25 protein-coding genes are annotated in these 24,905 nt (G+C 36.7%); 16 read left to right on the top strand and 9 right to left on the bottom strand.

All coding sequences use genetic code 11. The annotated features are described in order from the left end of the window. Positions 1-45: 45 nt before the first annotated feature. Positions 46-741, bottom strand: coding sequence for a TetR/AcrR family transcriptional regulator (locus ACK2M2_RS04230; RefSeq protein WP_409510650.1), 696 nt, complete (start codon positions 739-741; stop codon positions 46-48). Positions 742-937: 196 nt separating this feature from the next. On the opposite strand from ACK2M2_RS04230, the gene ACK2M2_RS04225 reads away from it, so the two are divergent. The 9 genes from ACK2M2_RS04225 to ACK2M2_RS04185 all read left to right on the top strand — a co-directional run bounded on the left by ACK2M2_RS04225 (position 938) and on the right by ACK2M2_RS04185 (position 9,213). Then, on the top strand, positions 938-1,783 hold the full coding sequence (locus ACK2M2_RS04225; protein ID WP_409510651.1) for an SDR family NAD(P)-dependent oxidoreductase: 846 nt from the start codon (positions 938-940) through the stop codon (positions 1,781-1,783). A gap of 204 nt (positions 1,784-1,987) precedes the next feature. Further along, on the top strand, positions 1,988-2,926 hold the full coding sequence (locus ACK2M2_RS04220) for a TauD/TfdA dioxygenase family protein (protein WP_409510652.1): 939 nt from the start codon (positions 1,988-1,990) through the stop codon (positions 2,924-2,926). Between the two features lie 123 nt (positions 2,927-3,049). Beyond that, positions 3,050-3,754: a Crp/Fnr family transcriptional regulator gene (locus ACK2M2_RS04215; protein WP_419346225.1), complete on the top strand. Its 705-nt coding sequence runs from the start codon at positions 3,050-3,052 to the stop codon at positions 3,752-3,754. A gap of 105 nt (positions 3,755-3,859) precedes the next feature. Further along, a complete protein-coding gene (locus tag ACK2M2_RS04210; RefSeq protein WP_409510654.1) occupies positions 3,860-4,075 on the top strand; it encodes a TOBE domain-containing protein in 216 nt (71 codons plus the stop codon). 12 nt (positions 4,076-4,087) lie between these two features. Then, positions 4,088-5,611 carry a hypothetical protein gene (locus ACK2M2_RS04205; RefSeq protein WP_419346224.1) on the top strand — a complete coding sequence of 508 codons (1,524 nt, stop codon included), beginning with the start codon at positions 4,088-4,090 and terminating at the stop codon, positions 5,609-5,611. 30 nt (positions 5,612-5,641) lie between these two features. Beyond that, positions 5,642-6,694 (top strand): ABC transporter substrate-binding protein, encoded by a 1,053-nt coding sequence (locus ACK2M2_RS04200; RefSeq protein WP_409510656.1) that lies wholly within the window; start codon positions 5,642-5,644, stop codon positions 6,692-6,694. A gap of 27 nt (positions 6,695-6,721) precedes the next feature. Next, complete coding sequence (locus ACK2M2_RS04195; protein ID WP_419346222.1) at positions 6,722-7,570, top strand: ABC transporter permease; 849 nt, start codon at positions 6,722-6,724, stop codon at positions 7,568-7,570. 11 nt (positions 7,571-7,581) lie between these two features. Continuing rightward, positions 7,582-8,343 carry an ABC transporter permease gene (locus tag ACK2M2_RS04190; RefSeq protein ID WP_419346220.1) on the top strand — a complete coding sequence of 254 codons (762 nt, stop codon included), beginning with the start codon at positions 7,582-7,584 and terminating at the stop codon, positions 8,341-8,343. A gap of 51 nt (positions 8,344-8,394) precedes the next feature. Beyond that, complete coding sequence (locus tag ACK2M2_RS04185; protein ID WP_409510659.1) at positions 8,395-9,213, top strand: ABC transporter ATP-binding protein; 819 nt, start codon at positions 8,395-8,397, stop codon at positions 9,211-9,213. 71 nt (positions 9,214-9,284) lie between these two features. Here ACK2M2_RS04185 and ACK2M2_RS04180 read toward each other — a convergent pair whose 3' ends face one another. Together ACK2M2_RS04180 and ACK2M2_RS04175 are read right to left on the bottom strand one after the other, a co-directional pair. Then, complete coding sequence (locus tag ACK2M2_RS04180; RefSeq protein ID WP_409510660.1) at positions 9,285-10,652, bottom strand: MATE family efflux transporter; 1,368 nt, start codon at positions 10,650-10,652, stop codon at positions 9,285-9,287. A gap of 128 nt (positions 10,653-10,780) precedes the next feature. Beyond that, on the bottom strand, positions 10,781-11,935 hold the full coding sequence (locus ACK2M2_RS04175) for a methionine aminotransferase (protein ID WP_419346218.1): 1,155 nt from the start codon (positions 11,933-11,935) through the stop codon (positions 10,781-10,783). A 270-nt stretch (positions 11,936-12,205) separates the two neighbouring features. On the opposite strand from ACK2M2_RS04175, the gene ACK2M2_RS04170 reads away from it, so the two are divergent. The 3 genes from ACK2M2_RS04170 to ACK2M2_RS04160 all read left to right on the top strand — a co-directional run bounded on the left by ACK2M2_RS04170 (position 12,206) and on the right by ACK2M2_RS04160 (position 13,893). Then, positions 12,206-12,967, top strand: a complete 762-nt coding sequence (locus tag ACK2M2_RS04170) for a substrate-binding domain-containing protein (protein ID WP_419346216.1) — start codon at positions 12,206-12,208, stop codon at positions 12,965-12,967. Between the two features lie 375 nt (positions 12,968-13,342). Further along, positions 13,343-13,558 carry a cold-shock protein gene (locus tag ACK2M2_RS04165; RefSeq protein ID WP_409510663.1) on the top strand — a complete coding sequence of 72 codons (216 nt, stop codon included), beginning with the start codon at positions 13,343-13,345 and terminating at the stop codon, positions 13,556-13,558. Between the two features lie 107 nt (positions 13,559-13,665). Further along, positions 13,666-13,893 carry a hypothetical protein gene (locus tag ACK2M2_RS04160; protein WP_409510664.1) on the top strand — a complete coding sequence of 76 codons (228 nt, stop codon included), beginning with the start codon at positions 13,666-13,668 and terminating at the stop codon, positions 13,891-13,893. Between the two features lie 252 nt (positions 13,894-14,145). Here ACK2M2_RS04160 and ACK2M2_RS04155 read toward each other — a convergent pair whose 3' ends face one another. Beyond that, positions 14,146-15,453, bottom strand: a complete 1,308-nt coding sequence (locus ACK2M2_RS04155) for a DUF445 domain-containing protein (protein WP_419346214.1) — start codon at positions 15,451-15,453, stop codon at positions 14,146-14,148. A gap of 37 nt (positions 15,454-15,490) precedes the next feature. After that, positions 15,491-16,048, bottom strand: a complete 558-nt coding sequence (locus tag ACK2M2_RS04150; RefSeq protein WP_419346213.1) for a CC0125/CC1285 family lipoprotein — start codon at positions 16,046-16,048, stop codon at positions 15,491-15,493. 458 nt (positions 16,049-16,506) lie between these two features. Between ACK2M2_RS04150 and gshA the strand changes: the two genes are divergently transcribed. Continuing rightward, positions 16,507-18,084 (top strand): glutamate--cysteine ligase, encoded by a 1,578-nt coding sequence (gshA, locus tag ACK2M2_RS04145; RefSeq protein ID WP_419346212.1) that lies wholly within the window; start codon positions 16,507-16,509, stop codon positions 18,082-18,084. Between the two features lie 42 nt (positions 18,085-18,126). Then, entirely contained in the window at positions 18,127-18,627 is a 501-nt protein-coding gene (locus ACK2M2_RS04140; RefSeq protein WP_419346210.1) for a disulfide bond formation protein B, read from the top strand. 54 nt (positions 18,628-18,681) lie between these two features. Here the strand turns inward: ACK2M2_RS04140 and ACK2M2_RS04135 are convergent, their stop codons facing one another. After that, positions 18,682-20,013 carry a hypothetical protein gene (locus tag ACK2M2_RS04135; protein ID WP_409510669.1) on the bottom strand — a complete coding sequence of 444 codons (1,332 nt, stop codon included), beginning with the start codon at positions 20,011-20,013 and terminating at the stop codon, positions 18,682-18,684. A gap of 246 nt (positions 20,014-20,259) precedes the next feature. Here ACK2M2_RS04135 and ACK2M2_RS04130 point away from each other — a divergent pair, with 246 nt between their 5' ends. Beyond that, positions 20,260-20,841 carry a YqiA/YcfP family alpha/beta fold hydrolase gene (locus ACK2M2_RS04130; protein WP_419346207.1) on the top strand — a complete coding sequence of 194 codons (582 nt, stop codon included), beginning with the start codon at positions 20,260-20,262 and terminating at the stop codon, positions 20,839-20,841. A gap of 16 nt (positions 20,842-20,857) precedes the next feature. After that, the gene (gene parE, locus ACK2M2_RS04125; protein WP_419346205.1) at positions 20,858-22,735 is read left to right on the top strand and encodes a DNA topoisomerase IV subunit B; all 1,878 of its coding nucleotides are present in this window, start codon (positions 20,858-20,860) and stop codon (positions 22,733-22,735) included. 41 nt (positions 22,736-22,776) lie between these two features. Here the strand turns inward: parE and ACK2M2_RS04120 are convergent, their stop codons facing one another. The 3 genes from ACK2M2_RS04120 to ACK2M2_RS04110 are packed head-to-tail and all read right to left on the bottom strand — an operon-like array spanning position 22,777 to position 24,832. After that, entirely contained in the window at positions 22,777-23,475 is a 699-nt protein-coding gene (locus ACK2M2_RS04120; protein WP_419346204.1) for a phospholipase D family protein, read from the bottom strand. A gap of 60 nt (positions 23,476-23,535) precedes the next feature. After that, positions 23,536-24,291 carry a hypothetical protein gene (locus tag ACK2M2_RS04115; protein WP_419346203.1) on the bottom strand — a complete coding sequence of 252 codons (756 nt, stop codon included), beginning with the start codon at positions 24,289-24,291 and terminating at the stop codon, positions 23,536-23,538. A 28-nt stretch (positions 24,292-24,319) separates the two neighbouring features. Beyond that, positions 24,320-24,832 carry an N-acetyltransferase family protein gene (locus ACK2M2_RS04110; RefSeq protein ID WP_419346202.1) on the bottom strand — a complete coding sequence of 171 codons (513 nt, stop codon included), beginning with the start codon at positions 24,830-24,832 and terminating at the stop codon, positions 24,320-24,322. Positions 24,833-24,905 lie beyond the last annotated feature (73 nt).

The raw sequence follows: 24,905 nt of genomic DNA, 5'->3' as shown, positions 1-24,905 counted from the left end.
TCTAATTTTTTTTGGAAAAAATACCTATTTTGTAAATTTTTTCAATTATTTACTCGAAAATGTATTTAATAATGACAAAAATACGGTTTCACATGCCATGACGACATCTTCAAGGGATTGTTTAAACCCTCCCATAACCCAGCGTACTGCAATTTGGGTGACATAGCCATTCAGTCCTGTGGCAACCCATGAAATCTCTTGTTCAGAACGAGAAATATTGGGCATCATCAAACTTACAAAAGCATGAATCATACGATCAAATTGAGTCATCGTTTCATGAATAGTTGCTTGGTTATGCAGTTCTTGAACGAGCATAGCATCGATATAAATAATACGTGCAGTGCGTGGATCATCTTTGAGCATTTTAAAGAGTGAGGTTAAACCTGAATGCACCATTTTTTCAGGATTAGGCGAGGCTTTCATTACGCCTGTAAGCAGTGTTTTTTGCATTTGATCAATCAATTTGAGAAAAATAGTTTGAAACAAATCTTCACTGCGTTTAAAGGATTCATAAAAATAGCGTTCAGTTAGCTTCGCTTCTATACAAATATCTTTAACAGTTACCGAAAAAAAGCCATGTGTGCCGTAGGCTTCAATGCCCGCTTCAATGAGTTTTTCACGACGTGCTTGTTTACGCTCAGTGAGTGACATGCCTTTAAACTGACGTTCTTTAATGATTTTTTTGACAGGTTTTGCCTGTGCGTCAGGGTGTATCTCTGTATTTGAGTCTACGTATGTCATAAGAATAGAAGCCAAGTTAACCGTGCAAAAGTGGATTTTACCAATAAACAGCATTGAAGCCGATGAATATATTTATATCGTTTTTGGGTATGAATCATCAGTATTGTATATTGACAATATGTATTGTCAAATTTATAGTAATAAACACGTACTACGCAGCTTCAAAATCTGTGTGGTTGACTAAAAAGGACAAAAAATGAAAAATTTTAAAAACAAAGTTGCGGCAATCACAGGTGCGGGCTCAGGTATGGGACAGCAGCTTGCTGTACTCTTGGCGAAAGCAGGCTGTCATGTATCGCTTAGTGATGTAAATGAAAAGGGTTTAGCTGAAACTGTAGAATTGGTGAAACCTTATAATGTTCGTGTAACGTCTAAAAAAGTCAATGTTGCTAAACTTGAAGAAGTGCGTACTTGGGCTGAAGAAACAGTACAAAATCATGGTTCTGTGAATATGATTTTTAACAATGCTGGTGTTGCATTGGGCTCAACAGTTGAAGGTTCAAATTATGAAGACCTTGAATGGATCATGGGTATTAACTACTGGGGCGTAGTGTACGGTACAAAAGAATTTCTTCCGTATTTGAAAAAAACAGGTGAAGGTCACATCATCAATACCTCAAGTTTATTTGGATTAACCGCTCAGCCAACTCAATCTGCATATAACTCAACTAAGTTTGCGGTGCGTGGTTTTACTGAATCTTTGCGTCAAGAATTAGACATTGAAAATAGTGGTGTGAGTGCGCTTAGTGTACATCCAGGAGGTATTCGTACCAATATTGCCAATGATGCACGTATGAGTGATAGCATCAAATCAATGGGCATGAATCCTGAAAAATCGGCTAAAGCATTCAATAAATTATTGCGTATGCCTGCTGAAGAAGCAGCACAACAAATTTTAGATGCAGTGTTGAAAAACAAACGTCGTTTGTTGATTGGTAATGATGCGAAAACACTCGATCTTATTCAACGTGTTTTACCAACGGGTTACCAACGTATTACTGCAATGGCAACCAAGTTAAGTAAAAGATTAGAGCCTAAATAATTTATATGTAATTAATTTTTTAAAATAAAAAACTCGCTTAAGCGGGTTTTTTTGTACTTATATTCTTTTTAATTTTTTCTTTATCAGAAATGCAGAAAAAAAATGTCAATTTTTTGACAGATTTGCATAAACAGATTCTTCATTATCAAATCATGGATATGCACTTTGACGCATAGAAGCAAAATGACAATTGAGGAATAAAAAATGAGTTATAACTATCAACACATTATAGTAAAACCGATTGGTGGGCGTATTGGCGCTGAAATTTCAGGAGTAGATTTATCATCGAATCTTGTTGAGGATGTGGTCAATGAAATCAATCAAGCGCTTTTACAATATAAAACGATTTTTTTTAAAGGTCAGCATCAGCTAGATGACATTGGACAAGAAGCCTTCGCTGCTCGTCTAGGGACACCATTGAATCACCCAACGGTACCCACTAAAAAGGGTTCAAACCATATTTTAGAATTGGACTCTCGTGGTGGTCGTGCAGATACGTGGCATACCGATATTACTTTTATTGAAAATTACCCTAAAGCTTCAATTTTACGTAGCGTCATTGCCCCTGAAGTCGGTGGTGATACGGTTTGGGCAAATACGACAGCTGCGTATGAACACTTACCTGAATCACTTAAAGTACTTGCTGATTCTTTAAGGGCAGTGCATAGCAATAGTTATGACTATGCAGCATCAGCAAGTATCACCACGGAACAACGTGAAAAATATCGTGAAATTTTTACAGCAACTGAGTATGAAACAGAGCATCCTTTGGTGCGTGTGCATCCTGAAACAGGTGAAAAAACCTTATTGTTAGGGCATTTCTTTAAAAGTTTTGTGGGCTATAACTCGACAGATTCACGTAAATTATTTGATTTATTTCAGAGTCATATTTTAAAACTTGAAAATATTGTACGTTGGCGTTGGGAAGCAGGTGATGTTGCTATTTGGGATAACCGTGCGACACAACATCGTGCTATCAATGATTATGGCGATCAACATCGTGTGGTGCGCCGTGTGACTTTAGAAGGTGATATTCCTGTAGGTGCTGACGGTCAACCGAGTAAAGCATTAAAGCAAGAGGTGAAACGTGATATTTCACATTTAAATTATGGTGAAGAAAGCTTTTATGAAAAAGTTTCGTAAAGTATATTTTTTATAAACAATATTTAAGGCTTTGCATAAAAATTGATATTTTATGAATAATAAATGATTCGAGTAATTTCCATATTCCATCTAATATTATATTGATAAATATAAGGTGGATTTATGGAATTTTATGATTTTTCATTAAATGATAATGTATGTGTTTTAAGGAATGTCTTTAAAAATATATCTAATAATCGATTGGATAATATAATAACCAAGTCGTATACTAAAAAACATCAAAAAGGAGAATTAATATTAAGTAAGGATAATTGCACAGATGCGTTGTATATCTTGATTGATGGAATTATTCAAATTGGCTATTTAAGCCCATTGGGGCGTTTTCATGCCTTTAATTATTATTCAGAACAGAACGTCATTAATCTATTGCCTTGTTTAAATCAGCAAAAAATTGATTACGATTATTATGCTTTTAATCTAGTTCGAGTTTTGGTTGTTCCTCGTCATATTATTCAGAACGAATTAAATAATAACAATATCTTATATCAAGATGTATTGCAGATACTCTCACAAAGGATGTATGCATTATTGCATGAAATTAAATTTTCACAGGTGGCAAATTTGCATCAAAAAGTTTGTCATGTCTTATGGAAACTTGTACAGCAGTATGGTGTTTCACATCCAGATGGTTTGGAAATAAAGCTCAAAATTTCACAACATGACCTTGCTGACTTATTATCTTCATCAAGGCAAACGATTAATAAAGAGATTAAAAAATTAGTTAATTTAAATGTCGTTTTTTGGCAGTATGAAAATATTATTATTCATGATTTAAAATATATAGAGAGTCGTATTTCTGAAGTCTAATTTTTTATTTTATAAAATAAGATATAAAAAGATGATTATATTATTTTTGATTATTATAAATTTTAGGCAGTATTAATTCTAAGTTATTTTATAGGAATTATTCAGTTGACTATCCAATCTATTAATGTGCGAAATCAGTTAAAAGGCACAATTCAAGAAATTATTAAAGGTGATGTTGTTTCTGAAGTCGATGTTGTTACGGCATCCGGTATTTTTACTTCAGTTATTACCACACGTTCAGTCGAACAATTGGACTTACAAATTGGCAGTCAGGTCATTGTGTTGATTAAATCAACCGATGTATCGCTTGCAAAACTGTAGGTGGTTCGATTCATGAAGCAACACATTCGACAAAGTCTAGCGACATTTTCATTACTAAGTGCCAGTATTGCATTGGCACATGCAGCACCAGATGTAAATCAGCTACAACAACAGGTTAGTCAGTTAGAAAAATCATTAAATCTGTTGAAAACTGAACTCAATCAACTCAAATCACAACAAGAAAATGGGCAGGTATCTGATACTCAAGTACGAAAGGGTACTGTTGAAGAAACGATTGTTTCAGAAAGTATTGATGGTGAACTTGCGCAAAATGTAGATGGTGAAGAGGGAAGTCAAGGTTTTGCGACTCAAGCTGATGTCCAAGGCTTACAAAGTGATCTTGAAAACTTTAAATATCAGGTACAACGTGAACGAGATACTAAAACAGCATTATCTGCACGCCAATTGCAAATAAATGGGGTTGTACAGACCAAGGCATCTTATCTTGATGAACCACAAACCACACCACCGACAGGTTTAAATACAGGTTCAGCGGTGAATCATCGTCGTTCATCCTTTGACTTAGGGGCAGTGCAAGTCGGCTTTACTGGGAATTTATTTAGAGATTATGAAGAGGGTAAAAACCTCGACTTTAATTTACGTTTTGGTACATCACCACAGTCTGGAACCAATAATAGTTATTTAAATTTACTCGATGCACAATTGATTTATAACGTTTTACCGACTTTAAGTCAGGATACGGGACGCTTATCGGTGACGCTTGGGCAACAGTTATTACCTTTTGGTCAGGAAGTTCAAGCAACAGAAGATTTAAAACCAACCATCAATAATGCACTGTTTAGTTTACCTGGATATGGTTACGGTTTAGCACTACGTGAAGTAGGTCTTGTGGTGCGTGGTGATGCATTTCCAACTGTGGATTATGGGTATAACTATCGTTCACCTTTATTGACTTATGCTTTTGGTGTAGTCAATGGTAATGGTGCAAATAAGTCTGATGACAACGATGATAAGAATTTTATTGGACGTCTGCGTTATACCGTGCCAGCAGAATATAACTCATGGTTACGCGAATTGAGCTTTGGTTTGTCTTGGTATCAAGGGAAAAGTAACTTATTTGATATCAATGGTAATAGTGCGGCATTTGCAGGTAAAGGCGATATTTTACGTCAAGGCTTTGATATTTATTATAACCATCATCCTTTTGGTGTGACGTACGAATATGTCAAAGGTGAAGATGATACTTATATTGGTCAGCAACAGACTCGTAACCGCAAAAGTGAGTCACAGACAGGAACATTGTTCTGGAATTTAGGTGAACAATTTGTCAAAGGTTTCCGAAATCAAGGGCGCTATGACGATTGGTGGCCGAAGTCTTATCAAGCATTTTATCGTTACGACACCATTGATCGAGATAAAGACTTAACGAATCAACAGATTGATATCCATTCATTGGGTTTAAATGCATTTTTTGCAGAAACTACCAAGTTCCAATTGAACTTAAACCATGTCAATAACGAAATTTTCAACCAAAAATATAATGAAGTTGTTGCGCAATTTCAGTTTGGATTTTAACCCTTATTTTATAATGTAGAGGAATTTTTGATGCGCTCTTTTACTCAAGTTTTTATCTCTGGCGTACTTTTAACAGCAACATGGATTCCATCTTTACAGACTGTTGCTGCTGAAGCAAAACCGACTGTGATTCGTTTAGCATCACCTTTGGTTGGAACAGGAAATCGTCCTGTGCCTTATGGTAATTATTATGCAACAACACAAACTTTAGGCTTACTTGAAAAGGAATTTCAAAAAGATGGCATTAAGGTGCAATGGAACAATTTTAAGGGTGCAGGGCCTGCAATTAATGAATCTTATGCCAATGGTTTAGTCGATATTACTTGGCTTGGAGACCTGCCTGCGTTAATTGGTAAAGCAAGCCGTTTAGATACGAAACTGATTGCCATTGGCGGAAGTGAAGATAATACCTACTTGGCTGTTCCAACAGGTTCAACAGCGAAGTCTTGGGCAGATCTTAAAGGGAAAAGGATTGGTTTCTTTAAAGGTACAAGTGTCCATTTAGCTATTAATAATGTCATTAAAAAGCATGGCTTTACTGAAAAGGATTTCCGTTTTGTCAATATGGATGGTCCTGTTGGTTATTCGGCATTGGCAAGTGGGGATATTGATGGTCTTTATACCAATCAATCCATTTTCCCAGTCGTTGATCGTGGTATTGCCAAAATTATTTATTCAACTAAGCAAGAACCAAACTTGTATCAAAGTTCGGGCTATATTCTGGTTAATTCAAAGTTTGAACAGAAGTATCCTGAAACTGTACAAAGAGTAGTGAATGTTTTGGTCAAGCAAGCTGCATGGGAGAGTAACCCTGCCAATAAAGATGCATTATTTAAGCTTTGGGCGAAGTCAGGACTACCGTATAACGCCTTTGTCAAAGCCAATACAGGTGTAGATTTAAAGCTTCATAGTGCACCTGTATTTAATCAGGCGAGTATCTCACTGATTAAACAAAAACTAAAAGCAGGTCAGGATTTAAAACTAATTCGTGGTGATTTTAATGTTGATCAGTGGGTCGAACCAAAATATGTCAATAATGCATTGAAAACACTGAACTTGCAGAATTTTTGGGCAACCAAATAAGCAGTGTGCTGAAAAGGGAGTGTGAGTATGTCAGAGGAGATTGCATTGAAGCCTATAGAAACTGTTGTAGGTTTAGATAGGCAAGCTAGAACGTTAGGCATTATTGATTTTTTAAAAACAAGCCAAGCAGTGAAATGGATTATTGGAGGGATTTTTCCATTAAGCATTTTATTACTTTGGTATGTTGCTGTCGAAAAAAGTTGGGTCAATCCACTTCTCCTCCCTGCGCCACAAGCGGTGTGGGTAGCACTACAAGATCTTTATAGCAGTGGAGAGTTGTGGAGCAATTTAAGCGTAAGTCTCGTTCGTATTCTTTATGGTTTTGGTGCAGGCATTACGATAGCTATATTTCTTGGCTTAGGTATGGGCTTATCGAAAACAATTGAAGCCTATGTATGGCCAATCTTTAAAATATTAAATCTTGTCCCTGTAGTGGGATGGGTTCCATTACTGGTTTTAGTGGTCGGAATTGATGAAGCCTTAAAGGTTATTTTGATTGCAAAAGCAGCGTTGTTACCCATGACAGTCAATATTTATAAAGGTGTACGCAATATTCCATCTTCACTGACAGAAGTAGCAGATGTCTATCAACTTAGTGTGTGGTCAAAGTTTAAAAATCTGATTTTCCCTGGTGCATTAATTAGCTTTATTGGCGGATTACGCTTATCGCTCGCGAGTGCTTGGGGAGCTTTGGTGGCTGTAGAGTTATTGGCATCAAGTGAGGGGATTGGTTACATCATGGTCTATGGTCGTCAAATTTTTCAACTTGATGTGGTGATGGCAACAGTGGTGATTATTGGGTTAGTGGGCTTTTTCTTTGATGTATTGATTAGCTTGTTACAACGTCCATTTAAGGCTTGGCATCTACAAAAGTAGGAGAATGAACGATGAAAAAAATAGATTATCGTGGTGCAGTCATTCCTATTATTTTATTGTTGGTTTGGAGTGTCTCGGCACAACAAAAATGGATTGATGCTGCATTTTTACCTCCACTTTCTACGGTCTGGGATGAGTTCGTTAAAGGGTGGCAGTCAGGTGAGCTGAGAGAAAATGTACTAGCAAGTTTGATTCGGAATTTGGCAGGTTTTATTGCAGGAGGATTAGTGGGAGTGAGTGCAGGACTAGTACTTGGATTAAACACTTGGGTAGACCGATTCTTTTCTCCAACGCTCAATGCCATTAAGCATGTTGCTGTATTTGCATGGATTCCATTGATGATTATGTGGTTCGGTCATGGCGAATTGTCTAAAGTTATTTTTATCGCGCTTGTGGTCTTTTATCCTGTCTTTTTCAATACCTACGACGGCATTAAAAATGTACCTCATCGCTTGTATGAAGTTGCCGATATTTTCCAATTGAGTGCCACACATCGGTTTTTTAAAGTGCTTTTACCTGCGGCAGCACCAAGTATTTTTGCCGGTTTAAATATTGCTTTGGTCTTTTCGTGGATGGCGACGGTTGGCGCAGAGTATTTTTTTGTATCAGATCTTGGTGTCGTCAACCCAATTTTAGATGGACAGAATGTATTTAAAATGGAAGTTGTGCTGTACGGCATGGTGGTGATTGCTGTTATTGGATTGATTTTATCCAAAGCCGCACAATTTTTTGAAAATTACAATTTACGTTGGCGTCAGCCTTCAGAAAAATAATGTGACCCAATTACTTGAGTGAATATGGGTAAAAGTGAGTAAATAGATCAAATGAATCAACACGTAAAAATAGCTGGGCATGTTCAAATTCAGCAATTGGACAAATATTTTCCGAACAAAGGCGAGCCGCTGAAAGTATTAGAACACATTAATTTAGATATTCAACCCGGTGAATTTATTAGTATTGTGGGTAATAGTGGCTGTGGGAAATCAACATTATTACGCCTTTTGGTTGGCTTAGATGGTGAATACAACGGCAAGATTAGTATTGATGGTCAAGCGATTCAGGGGACAAGTTTAGAACGAGGTATTGTTTTTCAAGATCACCGTTTATTTCCATGGCTGACGGTTGAAAAAAATGTTGCTTTGGCATTGGACAACAGCAAATTATCGAAAAAAGAAAAGCAGGAACTAATTGATTATCATCTTGAATTGGTACAACTCAGTGCATTTAAACAGGCGTATCCAAGTCAGTTATCTGGTGGGATGAGTCAACGTGTTGCAATTGCTCGTAGCCTTGTCAATCGACCACAAATATTATTACTCGATGAGCCTTTTGGTGCATTGGATGCCTTAACTCGTGCCAATTTACAGCAAGAGCTTCAGCGTATTTGGGCTTCAGAAAAAATCACCACAATTTTGGTTACACATGATGTAGAAGAAGCCGTTTTACTTGGAGATCGGGTTGTAGTAATGCAACCTCATCCAGGACGAATTAAGCGTATTATTAATGTTGATTTGGCTCGACCACGGCATAGAGAAGACTTTCGACTTTCCGCCATTAAAAATGATATTTTGCTCGACTTTAAAGATCAGTCAACAGTAGAAATTGAGGCACATGAGTTAGAGCGTTACCGTTTAGCATGGTAATTTAGACTTAATGTTTAGGCATAAAAAATGCGAGTTATGTGCTCGCATTTTTTATGTATTTATATTTGATATTAAATCAATTTTTCAACGGTTTTTTTCTTCCATACAAATTGATAGTACAGCCCCTGAGCAATACACATACTAAAGAATGTCAGCGCATAAGCATACCAAATGCCTTTTAAACCCCAGATGCTACTAAAATAATAAGCAAAAGGAACTTCAATCAATACAATCGCAAAAATATTGATCAGCATGGGCATTAAAACGGTGCCACTTGAACGCATAATCGATGCAAAAATGGCACTCGCACCAAAAAATAAAATTGACCACAGCACAAGAAAGAGCAACTGTTGTCCAAGTTCAATGACAGCAGGATCGGTAATGAACATTGCCATAAGATATTTTGAGAACAAATAAGCCAATGTAATCAGGCTACCTGTAATAATGATATTCATCCATAAAGCCGTTCGTGTTACTTTAGATAGAGAATCTGACTTACCTGCACCAATCGCTTGTGCTGCAAAAATAGAAGCAGCAATAGAGATAGATAGCGCAGGGAACTGAATATAATTTAAAACCTGATTGACTGCACCATATGCCGCTGTAGCGTGCGAGCCATATTGATTGATCAGACCAATAATCACTAGTGCAGCCACAGAGTTTGTGACCATTTGTACACCCGTTGGAATGCCTAATTTTAAAATTAAACGAGTCAGTTCAGGTTGATAGCGAATATTTTGAATCAATTCTGGACATAAGCGTAAAGGATGTTCTTTGCGCTTTAGATAATTGTATAAGAAAAATAGAACGCTCATAAAACCACATGTCGTGGCAATCGCAGGGCCAATAATGCCCAATTTTGGAAAACCAAAAAGCCCTTTAATCAGTACAGGTGTGATAATTAAACCAACAAAAATAGTCAACCCTGATGCAATTAAAGGAGTAGTACTATCGCCTACACCCCGCAAAATAGAGGTGTAAATAATGTAAATAAACAAGAATGGACTACCTGCCAACATCCATTGAACATAAGGCAAAGATAAATGCATAATATCAGGGTCAATACCGAGTAAAGCCAAGATATTTTGTGCAAATACCACACCAAGAAATGCGATCAGCGTTCCGCCAATTAGTGTCATAAATAAAGTTGCACCAACAATTTGACGGACTTTCGTGATGTCCTGTGCGCCCCATGCTTGACCCACTAAAACTGTTGCACCTGTAGATAGACCAATCACAAATGCCATCATTGCAAATAAAATAGGAAAAAATACCGAAATAGCCGCAATGGCATCGACACCGAGCATTTGTCCAACATAGATGGTATTAATTGTGCCCGATAGGTTTTGTAAAATATTGGTGACGATGAGCGGAACTAGAAAAATTAAAAAGGTTTTCCAAAATTTAGGTTGATGAATCATATCTGAGTGCGTTGGCATTGTTATTCTACTGAATATTCTGTTGTCTTTATCTAGTTCTCAATATAACAGACCTCATTGAAAAAGCCTGAGTATTTGGGTAACTCAGGCTTTATTTTTTGAACATTTTTTAATGTATGAAGGGCTATTTATACTTGATTCAAAATTTGACCTGCTTGAATGAGCGTTTCATTTTTTTTGGCGAAACAAAAACGAATGAGACGTAAATTTTCAGGTGCTTTTTGATAAAAAACGGAAACAGGAATAGCGACAATTTTATGTTCTTCAGCGAGATATTTGCACATGTCTACATCATTTAAATCAGGACGAATTGCACTATAGTCAACGTTTTGGAAAAATGTGCCTGAAGAAGGTAGTAGACTGAATTTAGATTGTTGAATACCTGAAATAAATAAATCACGTTTTTGTTGATAGAAACTCGATAAACCTGAGATATGTTCAGGGTGTTGTTGCATATACTGGGCAAGTGCAATTTGCACAGGGGTTACACCACAAAAATTGGCAAACTGATAAACCTGACGGAAGACTTTCATTAACTCGGGTGCTGCAACACAGTAGCCTGTTTTCCAACCTGTTACATGGAAGGTTTTACCAAAAGAGCCAACGACAAAACTACGATGGCGCAATTCAGGAAATGAAAGTGCTGAGTAATGTTTGTGACGATCAAAAATTAAATGTTCATAGACCTCATCTGACAACACAATAATATTTTTATCTTCAATCAGTTCAACTAGATTTAACCAATCTTGTTTTGACCAAATTGCTCCAGTTGGATTGTGTGGTGTATTAACAATGATCATGCGTGTTTTTGCAGAAATGGCATCTTTGACTTGATTCCAATCGACCGAAAACTCAGGTGCATTCAGTGCAATGTGAACGGCTTTAGCTCCGACCAATTGAACACTTGGCGAATAGCTGTCATAACTGGGGTCAAAAATAATGACTTCATCGCCTGGATGTACAATGGCTTGAATAGCACTAAAAATACCAATGGTTGCACCTGGGGTAATGGTGATTTCAGTGACAGGGTCAAACTTCAATTGGTCACGCTGAACAAAGAGCTTAGCGACTTCTTCACGTAAGCTGAGTAAACCATCACCTGGTGCATATTGGTTATATCCATCCAAAGTTGCTTGGCTGAGGGCTTGCAATAAATCTGGTGGAGCAGGGAAATCAGGAAAACCTTGAGAAAGATTGAGTGCATTTAAGCGTTGTGCCATTGCTGTCATGATGCTGAATATAGTCACGCCTTGTGCAGGTAGTTTGGAATGGATTTCGATCATGACGAACAAATTTGATTAAAAAGATTGCTTTGAGTGTAGCAGGTCATTTTTTAGAGCTAAATAGCCGAACTTCACTCATGTACAGTTTTACTCTAGACAGAAGTAATTTGTATAAATGTGACGAAGAAAATTACTCAGATATTGCGGATTAAAATAAGCGATAGAGTGGATACATATTTACATCAAATCGTTTAACCAATGGCATCAAATGAAAAAAGGCACATGAATGACGCGATTAAATTATTTTTAATCTACTTCAAGGAAATAGAAATGTTCAAAAAAATTCAATTTAATCGTTATGCATTATCTCTAGTACTTTGTTCTTTTGCGATGCCAACGTTGGCAGCATTACATGTTTATGGCCCCGGAGGTCCTGCTCCAGCCATGCAGGAAGCAGCTAAACAATTTCAGAATCAAACTGGGATAGAAGTTAAAGTTACGGCTGGGCCAACCAAACAATGGGTCGATCAAGCGAAAGTTGATGCAGATATTTTCTATAGCGGCTCTGAAGCCATGATGTCGGATTTAGAAATCACCTTTTTAGATCAAATTGTTAAGTTATCAATTGAGCCTTTATATTTACGTCCTGCTGCAATATTGGTGAGAGATGGTAATCCTAAGCATATAAAAGGCTTTAAAGATTTAGCGAACTCAAATATAAAAGTTTTAGTGACGCATGGTGCGGGGCAAGTCGGTATGTGGGAAGATATTGCTGGGAGGACGGGTACAATTCAATTAACCCAAGATTTCCGTAAAAATATTGCTTTATATGCACAAAATACAGGTTTAGCAAAAAAGGCTTGGGAAGAAGATAAAAGTTACGATGCTTGGCTAGTTTTTAATATTTGGGGTGTAAGTAATCCGAATATTGGTCAAATTGTTCCGATTGAACGTGATTTGGTAATTTATCGTGATATGGGGGTGGCATTGACGGAACGAGGCAAGAAAAACTCGGAAACACAGAAATTTATAGACTTTTTAAAGTCATCAGGAGGCTTGGTGATTTTTAAAAAATTTGGTTGGAGCAAATAGTTGTAGTTTATGAGCTGTATAAAAAGCCAGACATTTTATCTGGCTTTTCGTAAAGCTAAATATAGCTAAGATATTTGGAAAGAATATTTTTTCAACAATGTAAATATTTAAATTTACTTATATATCAATAGTTTTTGTGAGTAAGTTGGATTCAAAAGATAATATAGCTCATGGTTTGCTTGATTATTTGGTTTTTTTTGGTATAATACTTCTCGACTAGAAAAAAAAGTCTTGTTTCGGTAAATCTTCTTTAGTATCGCAGTTTTAGTTTATAATCCTTCGTTTTTTAGATTTTAAGTTCATGCTTTATTATTTTCAAAGTTATAACTAGCCCGTTAAACGGCTAAATTTATTAAAAATTAGTAGGATTTTACTATGTCAAATGCAACTGTTGTTAAAGGTACTGTTAAGTGGTTCAACGAAACTAAAGGTTTCGGTTTTATTCAACAAGAATCAGGTCCAGACGTTTTTGCTCATTTCAGCGAAATCGCTAGCTCAGGTTTCAAAACTTTGGCTGAAGGCCAACAAGTTGAATTCAGCATTACTCAAGGTCCTAAAGGTCCAAATGCTGTAAACATCGTTGCAGTATAAGTTGTAAGATGCTTTAAAAAAGCACTTTTTAGTGCTTTTTTATCGTCTGGAATTTAATGTTCAAGCCATTTCCATGTTGGAAAGGCATTAAAAAAATAGGATATACGTTGTTAGAAAAAAATAGTTTAGTTGCAAAATCTAAAAATGGTACGGAAATAATCGTTTCTTTAATTCCCTTAAATAAAATGCAAAATACACGTCAAGGTTCAAAAGAAGTTGAAGTAGGCAAAAGAATTCTTTTGCAGTCAGGAATTGAAGTAGACCTCAATTTAGATGGTCGCACATTTTATACATCTTTAAATCAATTGTTTAAATTAGATCAAAAAGTCATTTAAGTTCAATCATAAAAAGATTTAACGTAAATTTAAAATACATCATCCATTATTCTTGATTGAAAAATCAAAATGATGCTGCCTAATATCTGTATAAACATTTGATGTGAAATCAAATTTTAGTATTTTAAAATCCATATTTCATTTTGAATCATAAGTTTACATCTAAAGCTCATTATTGCAAGAATGAGCTTTTTAATGTATTTCAGTTTAGCAATGAATTATCAGTTTATGTTAGATGGAAAGGATTTTTACTTAAATTACAAAATCAATAATGGCACGAATCACACCGAGCGTTAAACCAATAAATGCGCCAACAACCACACCATTGACACGAATCATGTGTAAGTCACCACCGACTTCATTTTCAATTTTATCAATCATTTCACGAGAGTCCCATTCGTGAATACGCTCACTAATAAAACGAATGACTTTTTCGCTATATTGATCACTTAAATTGATTGCAATACCGCTCATACGGTCATTGAGCAGGTCGCGAACAGATTGATTGAGCAACAGATTTTCACCCACTTGCTGTATAGCAACACGCAAATTCATAGCAATGCCTGAATCAGATTTTTCTAAATCGGACTTAATACCATCACATAAAATTACGACAGCACCTGTCATAAAATTTAGTACAGACTCACTGTCCAAAAGTGCATTTTTTGTTTCGTTTAACCGTAGGCTTGCAGGGCTGTTGTAATCTGCAAGCTGGTTTTTGAGTTCATTGGCAATATCTTCAATGTGCTGGCGCATTGGATGCTCAGGGTCAGCAAGCATTGACTCGACTTTGGTAAGTAAAGAATCAATGGTACGTTGCTCAACATCAATCCCAATCCAACTTGCACCTTTAGCAAGGCGAGAAACGCCAAGTTCTTTAAATAGCTTTTGAGTCAATTCACGAGTTTTCTCAGGGTGATTCATCATCCATTCGTGGGCAACATCAAGTCCACGCTGTAATACATCTTGGTGAAAATCATTTTCTAAAACAGCACGTAACATTTCACTTGCAAGATGATTGACACGCGTATTACGAATCCATTGCACACTGTTGTTTTGAATAAAACGACCAATTTGTTCTTGACCAATAAATTCAAAAATTTTCGGTACTGTTTGTTGAATAACATCAACAATTTGAGTGTTGTTTTTCGGATTAGCGAGCCATTTCCCGATAGCAAGACTCAAGTCAGTATTATTTAGACTTCTTTCGACCACTTGTGGAGAGAGAAAATTTTCTTGTACAAACTTACCCATCGATTCGGCAATACGGGCTTTGTTACGTGGAATAATTTCGGTGTGATCACGTAAAAACCTCGGAATTGGAATTTTCCCGAAAGGATTACGAAACAGAACGGTAATAGCATACCAATCGGCAAGGCCGCCAACCACACCCGCTTCTGCACCGAGCATGAAAATATGAATGAGCCATATATATTCAGGGAGAAGTTTGGCGGAAATGATTAACGCAATCCAAACCAATACAGCCACAATCAGCGCAATGGTTGCAAGGCGTTTACTGCGGTTTAGGCTCGGGATATCTGTAGTTTCAGTTCCGCTCATTGATCGTCCTGTATCGTTGTTTTGAAATTAATTATGTCTACTTCGATGTTACCGTAGTTGGTTCAGGTTGTATGACCTGTCCTGTCGGACTAAGTCCATATTTTTGTCCTAAAGATTGTAAAATCAGACGAGCATCAAAAGCATCATCAGGGGCAGATTTTTTATCTTTAAAACAATCAATGGTATATGCTACTTGTACTGGATCAAGTGTGACAACTTGAGGCATGTCATAAAATGGATCATTCCAATACGGACGACGGTAACCCCATCCATAAGGATAATAGCTTGGCGTTGGGTAAACCACAGCTTTACGTGGTGGTTGTTGGCTGCGGTTACTTGGATCATCTTGTACTTTGAAATAATTAAAACCATTGAGCAGGGCGACTTGAGCAGATTTTAATAGCGTAATTTCTTCTGCTGTACCAAAGCTCATATTGCTGTTGCCCTGAAAGCTGACTCGATAACTGTGATCATTTAGGGGAACTGTAGTGTACTGTCCTAATTGATCAAATGTACGAGGCTTACTGAGTGTTGTCGCACAGCCTGATAGTGTTAGAACGGTCATGAGCGTTAGACCGATTAGTGTTTTTTTCATATCTCGTTCCTCTTAAAAAAGTGGATGGATGATGGGGAGATGATGTACTGCTTGAATGATCAAGCTTTTACGGTGTTTTAGAAACAATTCGATTTTAGACTGCCCTACATTCTAAAATGATAGATTTAGTCTAAATTTCAAGCTGATTTTTGTTAAATCAGTAACTTATCATCGTGCTTATATCGCAAGCTTGATGCCTTAATTTCAATATTTCAGCATAAATAAAAGATCAATGAATACTCATAATTTTGAATTAGATCTTGTTTTGTCATCATTTATAAAGCAAATCACAAATTTCAGATGTCTTATCGGTAGACTTTGTGATAAATAATTGCCGTAATGGATTAAGAATATTCAACCTGAATTTATTATTGTCATGATTTTGTATCGTAAAAACACGATATAATGCAGTTGAATCATTTGATTTGAAAATGTTCTTTAAGATAAGAGAGTAAGCAATGAGTCAACCAGAAGCCAACACTCAAGCCATTTTACCGACTTGGGCAGATGCTGCACTATTTAAAGGCATGCTGCGTGGTATCGAGCGTGAAAGTCTGCGTATGCAAGGCAACGGCTTTTTATCTCAGACCAATCATCCTGAGACATTGGGTTCAGCATTGACTCATCCGCATATTACGACAGATTATTCTGAAGCTTTAATGGAATTTATTACACCACCTAAAGCAAATATTCCTGAAGCATTGAATTTTTTAAAAGATATTCATGCGGTGGTGAATCGTCATTTACTTGAAGATGAAAAACTATGGCCATTGTCCATGCCATGTATGCTTGATGACGAAGAAGAAAATATTCGTCTAGCGCAGTATGGTTCATCTAATATTGGTAAATTTAAAACACTTTATCGTCGTGGTTTAGGTGTGCGTTATGGTCGCCGTATGCAGACCATTTCAGGCGTACATTACAATATTTCATTTCCGGATGAAGTGTTTGAAGCATTACAACAACATGAAGTAGATGACCGCTTAAAAGCTTTGAGTTTGCAGGATTATCGTAGTCATCGTTATTTGGGATTAGTACGTAACTTTATCCGCTTAACACCACTTGTCACCTATTTGATTGGGGCGAGTCCATCTGTTTGTAAGTGTTTTATGACAGGGCGTGAGCATCAGTTATTACCTTTGATTAAAGGTACATTATATTTACCGTATGCAACGGCACTCCGTATGGGGCGATTTGGTTATCAAAACTCAGCGCAGAAACAATTGGGTATTCATTATAATAACTTAAAAGATTATGTGGCGGATTTACAAAAAGCAGTTTATACGCCTTACCCACCTTTTAGTCGTTTAGGTTTAGACGATGCCAATGGCGAACCGATTCAGATCAATGATCACGTTTTACAAATTGAAAACGAATATTACAGTTTAGTTCGACCAAAACAGATACCTGAGGCAGGTGAGACCCCATCACAAGCTTTGGCAAACCGTGGTATAGCTTATGTCGAATTACGTGCGGTTGATGTCAATCCGTATAGTGATATTGGGATTAATGAAGATACCGCAGCGTTCTTAGAAGTGATAGCGCTGTATTGTTTACTCAAAGATAGTCCTGATTTACCTGAAAGTGAACAAGATTTGATTGATCAAAATCAGGCAGAAGTGGTCAACCGTGGTCGAGCGCCGAATGCTAAAATTTTGGAGCCGAATGCTGAGTATTTGCTAGTAGATTGGTTGAATTTACATATAACGGCAATGTTACCTTTGGCTGATTTACTCAATCAAACCTACGCAACGGACATCTACAGTAATTCAATGCAGTTGATGAAAACACGTATTGATCATGTCGAAAAAACTCTATCTGCTCAAGTGATTGCAGATACATTGAAACATGGTGGTACATGGAGTTTTGGTAGTTTTATGGCTTTAACACATGTAAAAAATTACCAAGAACATGTATTAAGTGATGAACTTTTAACGTATTTTGAACAGCTTGCAGTGTCATCTAAAGACAAGCAACAACAACTTGAGCAAGATACAACAGTAAGTTTTGAACATTATTTGAAACAATTTAGATAAACGTTAAATGATGTATTGAAATAAAAAATAAGAGGAATAGCCATGCAGTGGCGTAGTTATCGTGTTGTCAGTGGTTTTTTATTTGTTGCTAGCGTTGTAGGCATGGCTTTTGCGCTGTATCTCGAACACTTTCAGGGACTTGAGCCTTGTCCACTTTGTGTGTTCCAGCGTATTGGCTTAATTGGGCTTGGGTTGATTTCGCTAATTGCATTTCTACATAATCCAAAATCTACAGGATTGAAACGTGGTTATGCTTTTTTAGGTACGCTTGCGATTGGATGGTCGACAGGTGTAGCCGCACGTCATGTTTGGCTGCAAAACTTACCAGCTGATCAAGTGCCTAGCTGTGGTCCAGGTTTGGATTATTGGGTTGATACTTTGCCATTGAAGTCAGTCTTTGAAAATGTACTCAAAGGCTCAGGCGAATGTGCGATGGTTGATTGGACCTTCTTAGGTCAGTCATTACCTGTATGGTCATTTGCATTTTTTGCTGTTTTGATTTTGGTGAGTTTGTGGCAACTAGTTAGAAAATATCCTGCTTAATTTTCTTGTAAATTTGATTCAAGAAAAGCCCGTTGAAACGGGCTTTTCTTATTTTTAGGTTTCTACAATACCTTGTAGATTTTCAAGTTGGATTAAGTATTTACGGATTTGTTCTTCTGCAATTTCGTCATGGTGCGGATAAAACCATTTTGCAACTTGCTCTGCAACTTCAGCGTGAAATTGAATTTCAAAATGATTCAAACCATAAAATACAGCTTTATGCGATTCAGGTAGTTTTAGTTGATAGCGAGGATTTGGATGTTCACCTAAAGCACTTTTTACACTCACCAAATAATCACCAATCACTTTAAGCGTGCGATTTTTACGATTTTCAAATTCAAGTGTTCCTGCAACCAAGAAAGTATTGATATGTGAAGGAAGCGGTGCGGGTTTACGATTATCATCAACCTGACCAATACGTGCAGCGTTATGTTCCCAATCATCATCACGCACACTACCATAACGTAAATCTAAAATACCGTTACTGCGAATATTGACAATGTGACTAATCAATTTAATCAAAGGGAAACGTCCTACTTTATCTTGTAGCGCAAAACCAAAACGTTCTAATACTGCACCATGATGGGGTGAACCAAGACAGACTAAATTTTCAACCATATGTAACCATTGATGCATATTTTGCTTGCCGTAAAACAAAGCACTACGTGAGACTAGTCCCCCCATACTATGTCCAATTAGGTCAATACTTGTAATGCGTGGATTACGTTTCACTAAATCTTCGAGTATATTGGCAAGAGAACGACCATTGGCTGAAATACGTCGACCTGTATTGTAGTGTAAATACAACATGGTGTTGTTATCACGTTGAGCCAATAGTTTTTCACCTATGCCACCATTACCACGACTTGTCCAATCCTGATGATTCATACATAAGCCATGTGAAAAAATCACCACACGACCAGCTAAATCTCCTTGCTGTAAAGCACCATAGTGATCGTATAAATTACTCGTAATCGCAAGTGGGTTATGTGTGGCAAGTAAGTAATCTCCCAATACACCATTTAATACACTGATTAAAAAGTTCAGCGTGTAGGTCAGTGGTTTTTCATGCAGATTAGGAAACTGCTCAATGATTTTACGCAAAGCTGGCGCAAGCAAATGATTGCTATAAGTTTGCAGACTATTAAATCCGAGCGTATAAATTTTTTCGACGATAGGAGAATTTTGAAAACGTTTAGCTTTTTGTTTACTTAGTCCAAATAGGCTCAATAAAACTTCACGTTGGATAGAGCGAATTAGATCTTGTGCAACACTACTGACAGGTGCGCTTAGCAACTGTGCTAAACCCTCCAATACATCTGCCTGACTTGGCGGAGAACGATCCCATTTACAATAGGTTTCGTGCAGTGGTGTTAAACTAGTCATATGCCATTATCCTCAATTATCTTGATACGCATTCCAATGCTTTCTTTTTGATGAGGATCAAGGTATAAATCCTCAAATCATTGTATTAACGTGTTCATCCTGAACATCTCTAAAATACTGATGATTACGTTAAAGTTTTAATTTTTTGTCGGACAATTTAGTCATACATACAAATTAAAACAAAAATGTGATTTTGGTCACACTAATAATTAGAGCGTTTATTAAACAAAAGCAAATTTTTTAGATATGAATATTCTCTATTTACATGGTTTTCAAAGTAGCGCGTTATCGATCAAAGGACAACAACTAAAAGACTACTGTACACTTTATACATCGTATACAGTACATCTACCTGATTTAAATATGCCTCCATTGCAAGTCATAGAAACAATATCTGATTTGATTAGGCAATTGGATGATGTGGTATTGGTCGGAAGTAGCTTAGGTGGATTCTATGCGACACAATTGGTCGCAAAGCATAGTGTACCTGCTGTTTTGATTAATCCTGCTATGCGACCATGGCTTTTGTTTCAGGAGCATATTGGTTCGCAGTTACCTTATAAGGTCAGTGAAAATTGGATACTTGATCAGCAACAGCTCGATGACCTTGAGCAATTAGCTGTACCATTTGTTCAGGATGCAGACAAACTCTTGGTTTTGTTGCAACAAGGCGATGAAATTTTGGATTATCGCGATGCTGAAAGGTATTATAGTGCAACATCTCATACATCAATGATCATGACAGAAATGCATGGCAATCATGCGATGGAAAATTTTGCAGATAAAATTCCAATGCTGTTGGAATTTTTATCCTACTCCGTAAAATAAAAGGAAAAATATTAACGTGTCTTATACAGCCCAATCTCTTGAGGTTTTATCTGGTTTAGATCCTGTTCGACGTCGTCCAGGGATGTATACCGATACCACTCGTCCAAACCATTTGGCGCAAGAAGTGATTGATAATGCTGTCGATGAGGCACTTGCAGGTCACGCCAATAAAATTACAGTAAAAGTCTATAAAGATGGTTCATTGTCCGTAGAAGACAATGGTCGTGGTATGCCAGTCGATATTCATCCTGAATATGGTCAAAGTGGTATTGAAATTATTCTGACTAAACTACATGCAGGCGGTAAATTCAGCACAGATAATTACCAATTTTCAGGTGGTTTACATGGTGTCGGGATTTCTGTGGTCAATGCTTTGTCAGATCGTGTGGAAGTTGAAGTACAGCGTCAAGGTAACCTTTACAAAATGGTATTTGAGCATGGTGAACCTGTTGCACCACTCGAAGTTTTAGAAGGTAAAGCACCTAAACGTGCCACAGGAACAACTGTCCGTTTTTGGCCAGAAGAAAAATATTTTGATTCACCGAAATTTGCCTTAAAAGCACTGAAACATAATTTAAAAGCCAAAGCTGTCTTAGCTGCAGGTTTAAAAATTACGTTTATTGATGAAATTAATAGGGAAACAATAGAGTGGCAATTTGAGAATGGTCTTGTCGATTATTTGATGGATGAACTGGAAGATCGGGAAATTGTACCTGATCCTGCTTATGTTGCTACAGGTGAAGGTGAGCGTGCAAGTGCTGAATTTGCTATTTGTTGGAATGCTGAGGGTGGTGAACAGGTTCAAGAAAGTTATGTGAACCTTATTCCAACCGCACAAGGCGGTACGCATGTGAATGGCTTGCGTTCAGGTATGACTGATGCAATGCGTGAGTTTTGTGAACTGCGTAACTTGTTGCCACGTAATATGAAACTCTCTGCGGAAGATGTGTGGGATGGCGTAAATTATATTTTGTCACTCAAGTTTCAAGAACCACAATTTTCAGGGCAAACCAAAGAACGTCTTTCAAGCCGTGAAGCATCGAATATTATGCTCAATATTGCTAAAGATGCTTTTGCTTTATGGCTCAATCAAAACTCAGACGTTGCCATGCAACTTGCTGAAATGATGATTGCTAAAGCAGGTCGCCGTTTAAAAGCCGCAAAAAAAGTTGAGCGTAAAAAAATTGTTGCAGGTCCAACTTTACCTGGAAAATTATCAGATTGCGTTGGGCATACGCTTGAAGAATCTGAATTATTTATTGTAGAGGGTGATTCTGCTGGTGGTTCAGCTAAGCAAGCCCGAGATAAAAACTTCCAAGCGATCATGCCAATTCGTGGGAAAATTTTGAATACTTGGGAAGTCTCTTCCGATGAAGTACTGGCATCTCAAGAAGTTCATAATATTGCCATAGCCATCGGTGTCGATCCAGGCAGTGATGATCTGTCAGAATTACGTTATGGCAAAGTCTGTATTCTTGCCGATGCGGACTCAGATGGTTTACATATTGCGACATTGCTTTGTGCTTTGTTTGTGAAGCATTTTCCAACTTTGGTGGAAGAAGGACACCTATATGTTGCAATGCCGCCGTTGTATCGTATAGATGATGCTAAAGATGTCTACTATGCTTTAGATGATAGTGAACTTGAGTCTATTTTGAAAAAAGTAAAATCAAAAAATCCACAAATTACCCGATTTAAAGGTTTGGGTGAGATGAATGCGAGTCAATTACGTGAAACGACTTTAGATCCAAATACCCGCCGTTTGGTGCAGTTAGATTTGGATGATACGCAGTTCACAGCAGGTTTATTAGATAAGCTTTTGGCAAAGAAACGTGCGAGTGACCGAAAAGAATGGCTTGAACAGAAAGGTAATTTGGCTGATTTAGTTGTTTGATTGTTCATAAAAAATCCCCGATGATCGGGGATTTTTTATGATTAAATTTCCATATTTTCAATCCATAGGAAGTAGCCACCATATTGGCTTGTTTTAAATTCAGCGCCTATAGCTTTGCCTTGCTCCGTCAAAAAGTGTTTTCCATTTTCGTTTAAGGTCAACAAGCCCTTTTCTACAAATTTTTCTAGAAGTTCTGCCGTTTTAAGTTTATGTTTTGCTGCTAATTTAGATGAAGTTAATTTGTTAGAACTTTCATTGGATTCTACAATATTTTCATTTGTATTTTCTATTTTGACTTCATCAAGTGAGATTCTAACTTCATCGCTAATACGAATAATACGTTGAGCTTCTTCATAAGCATCTTTATAAACATCAAAATCATCATCTTTTTGAATTAAAATTCCCATTTCATTGTTATTGACTTGGCTAAACTCGTATAAGTTCAGACTAGAAATAATACAGCTTTGTTCATTTAAATAGCATTTAGCATGTAAGTTTTTGCAAAAACTGATACGGATATATTCTAATTTTTGCATCCATTTAATTTCATCTGGGTGTAAATCACTTTTACCATAAATAATACGAATATCAATTTTCAGACGATTTTTATCTTCTAATAATTCTTTGATCCGATCATTGAGTCTGAGATATGGGCTGATTAAAATAAGACGTTCTTTTGCATTTTTAATCAGTTCTTCTAAAAAGAAATTTGTTGCGCTCGTATTCAGGAATTTAGCCATTAACCCACCAAATTATTTCAAATATTTATATATGCATTAAAACATATAAATATCAAATTCTTAATTGTTTTCAACTTTAAAATAAATACCATCTGCATATACATTGTGTCCAAAACCACAGCCTGAATTGCCATCACTTTGTGTAACTTTAATTGAGTTTCCAGAAGTAGTATCACTTTTAAAATTTAAATCAATTTTACAATCTTCATAACGGTAAACGGCTTGTTTTTTAGAAAGTGGCATTGTGATATCAAATTCTCCCATATTTGGTCCATAAACCAGACTGCGAATGCCCATATATAAGCCATCAAATTCAATTTGATAAGACGTTTTATTATTTTTGACAGTAAGGTAATTCCACTCACCAAAACCAGCATAACGCACATATTGCCCTGATAAGTCTGTCGATGGTTTTGGCTTTGGTAGTTGTTGTAAATTAAAACGGGTACTTTGAGGTTCTATTTCATCTCGAATATTGAGTAAATACCATGCTCGTGCCCATAAAGGCTGATTCATTTTGGCATAAGTTAAACCAACATTATTATAGGCGATCGCAACATCACGATCGCTGACTTTGACTGTAGTATCATCAGCATTCAGCATACAGAATTGAGACCAAGATGCTTGATTTTTAAATTGCTCTAATGCTTTTTTATATTGTTTTTGATCATAGAGTTTTTTTCCATTATTGGCATATTGTTTTAATTTGGCACAGCCTTGTTGTAACTCTTGTTCATAAGAGAGCTCTGCATGAGTGGAGGTCATTGCGATTAATCCTAAAGCGCAAAGCGATCCTGAAAAAATTGTTTTGATCATGATGCTAATCCTAAAATATATTTCTGATTTAATGAGATTCATCTAAATTTAATTGCATTAACACTAAGTCACGCCATTTTCCAAATTTTTTCCCAACTTCGGGCATAAAACCCGATTGTTTAAAGCCTAATTTTCCATGGAGTTGAATGGAACTTATATTTTCTGAATCAATTGCTGCAACCATAACATGCTTGTGATGAGCGGTAGCATGTTCAATCAATTTACTCATTAATGCTTTGCCTAAGCCCAAACGTGTAAATTTCGGATCAATATAGACAGCATGCTCAACGGTTTGATCATAACCATTAAAATTTCTAAAACTGGAATATTCAGCATAGCCTGAAATGACTTGAGTTTCTGTTTCTTCTGCGACAAATAGTGGAAACTCTGCTTCCTGTAAATACTGAAACCATTGCTGATATTCTTCTAATGATTTTGGTTGATTATTCCATGTTGCAACACCATACTCAATTTCAGCATTGTAGATTTGCATAATATATGGAATATCGTGTAGCTGAGCGGGGCGGATGATTAAATTCATAAAAGACGGCATGGTAGCTTATTTATATTTTATTGTAGATCATCTGATTGATCAGGCAATAAAAAAGCAAGAC

The organism is Acinetobacter sp. TY1 (genome assembly GCF_048551395.1).
Lineage (GTDB): Bacteria > Pseudomonadota > Gammaproteobacteria > Pseudomonadales > Moraxellaceae > Acinetobacter.
The sequence above is the reverse complement of the archived record's forward strand: the minus strand, read 5'-3'. Positions and strand labels throughout refer to the sequence as shown.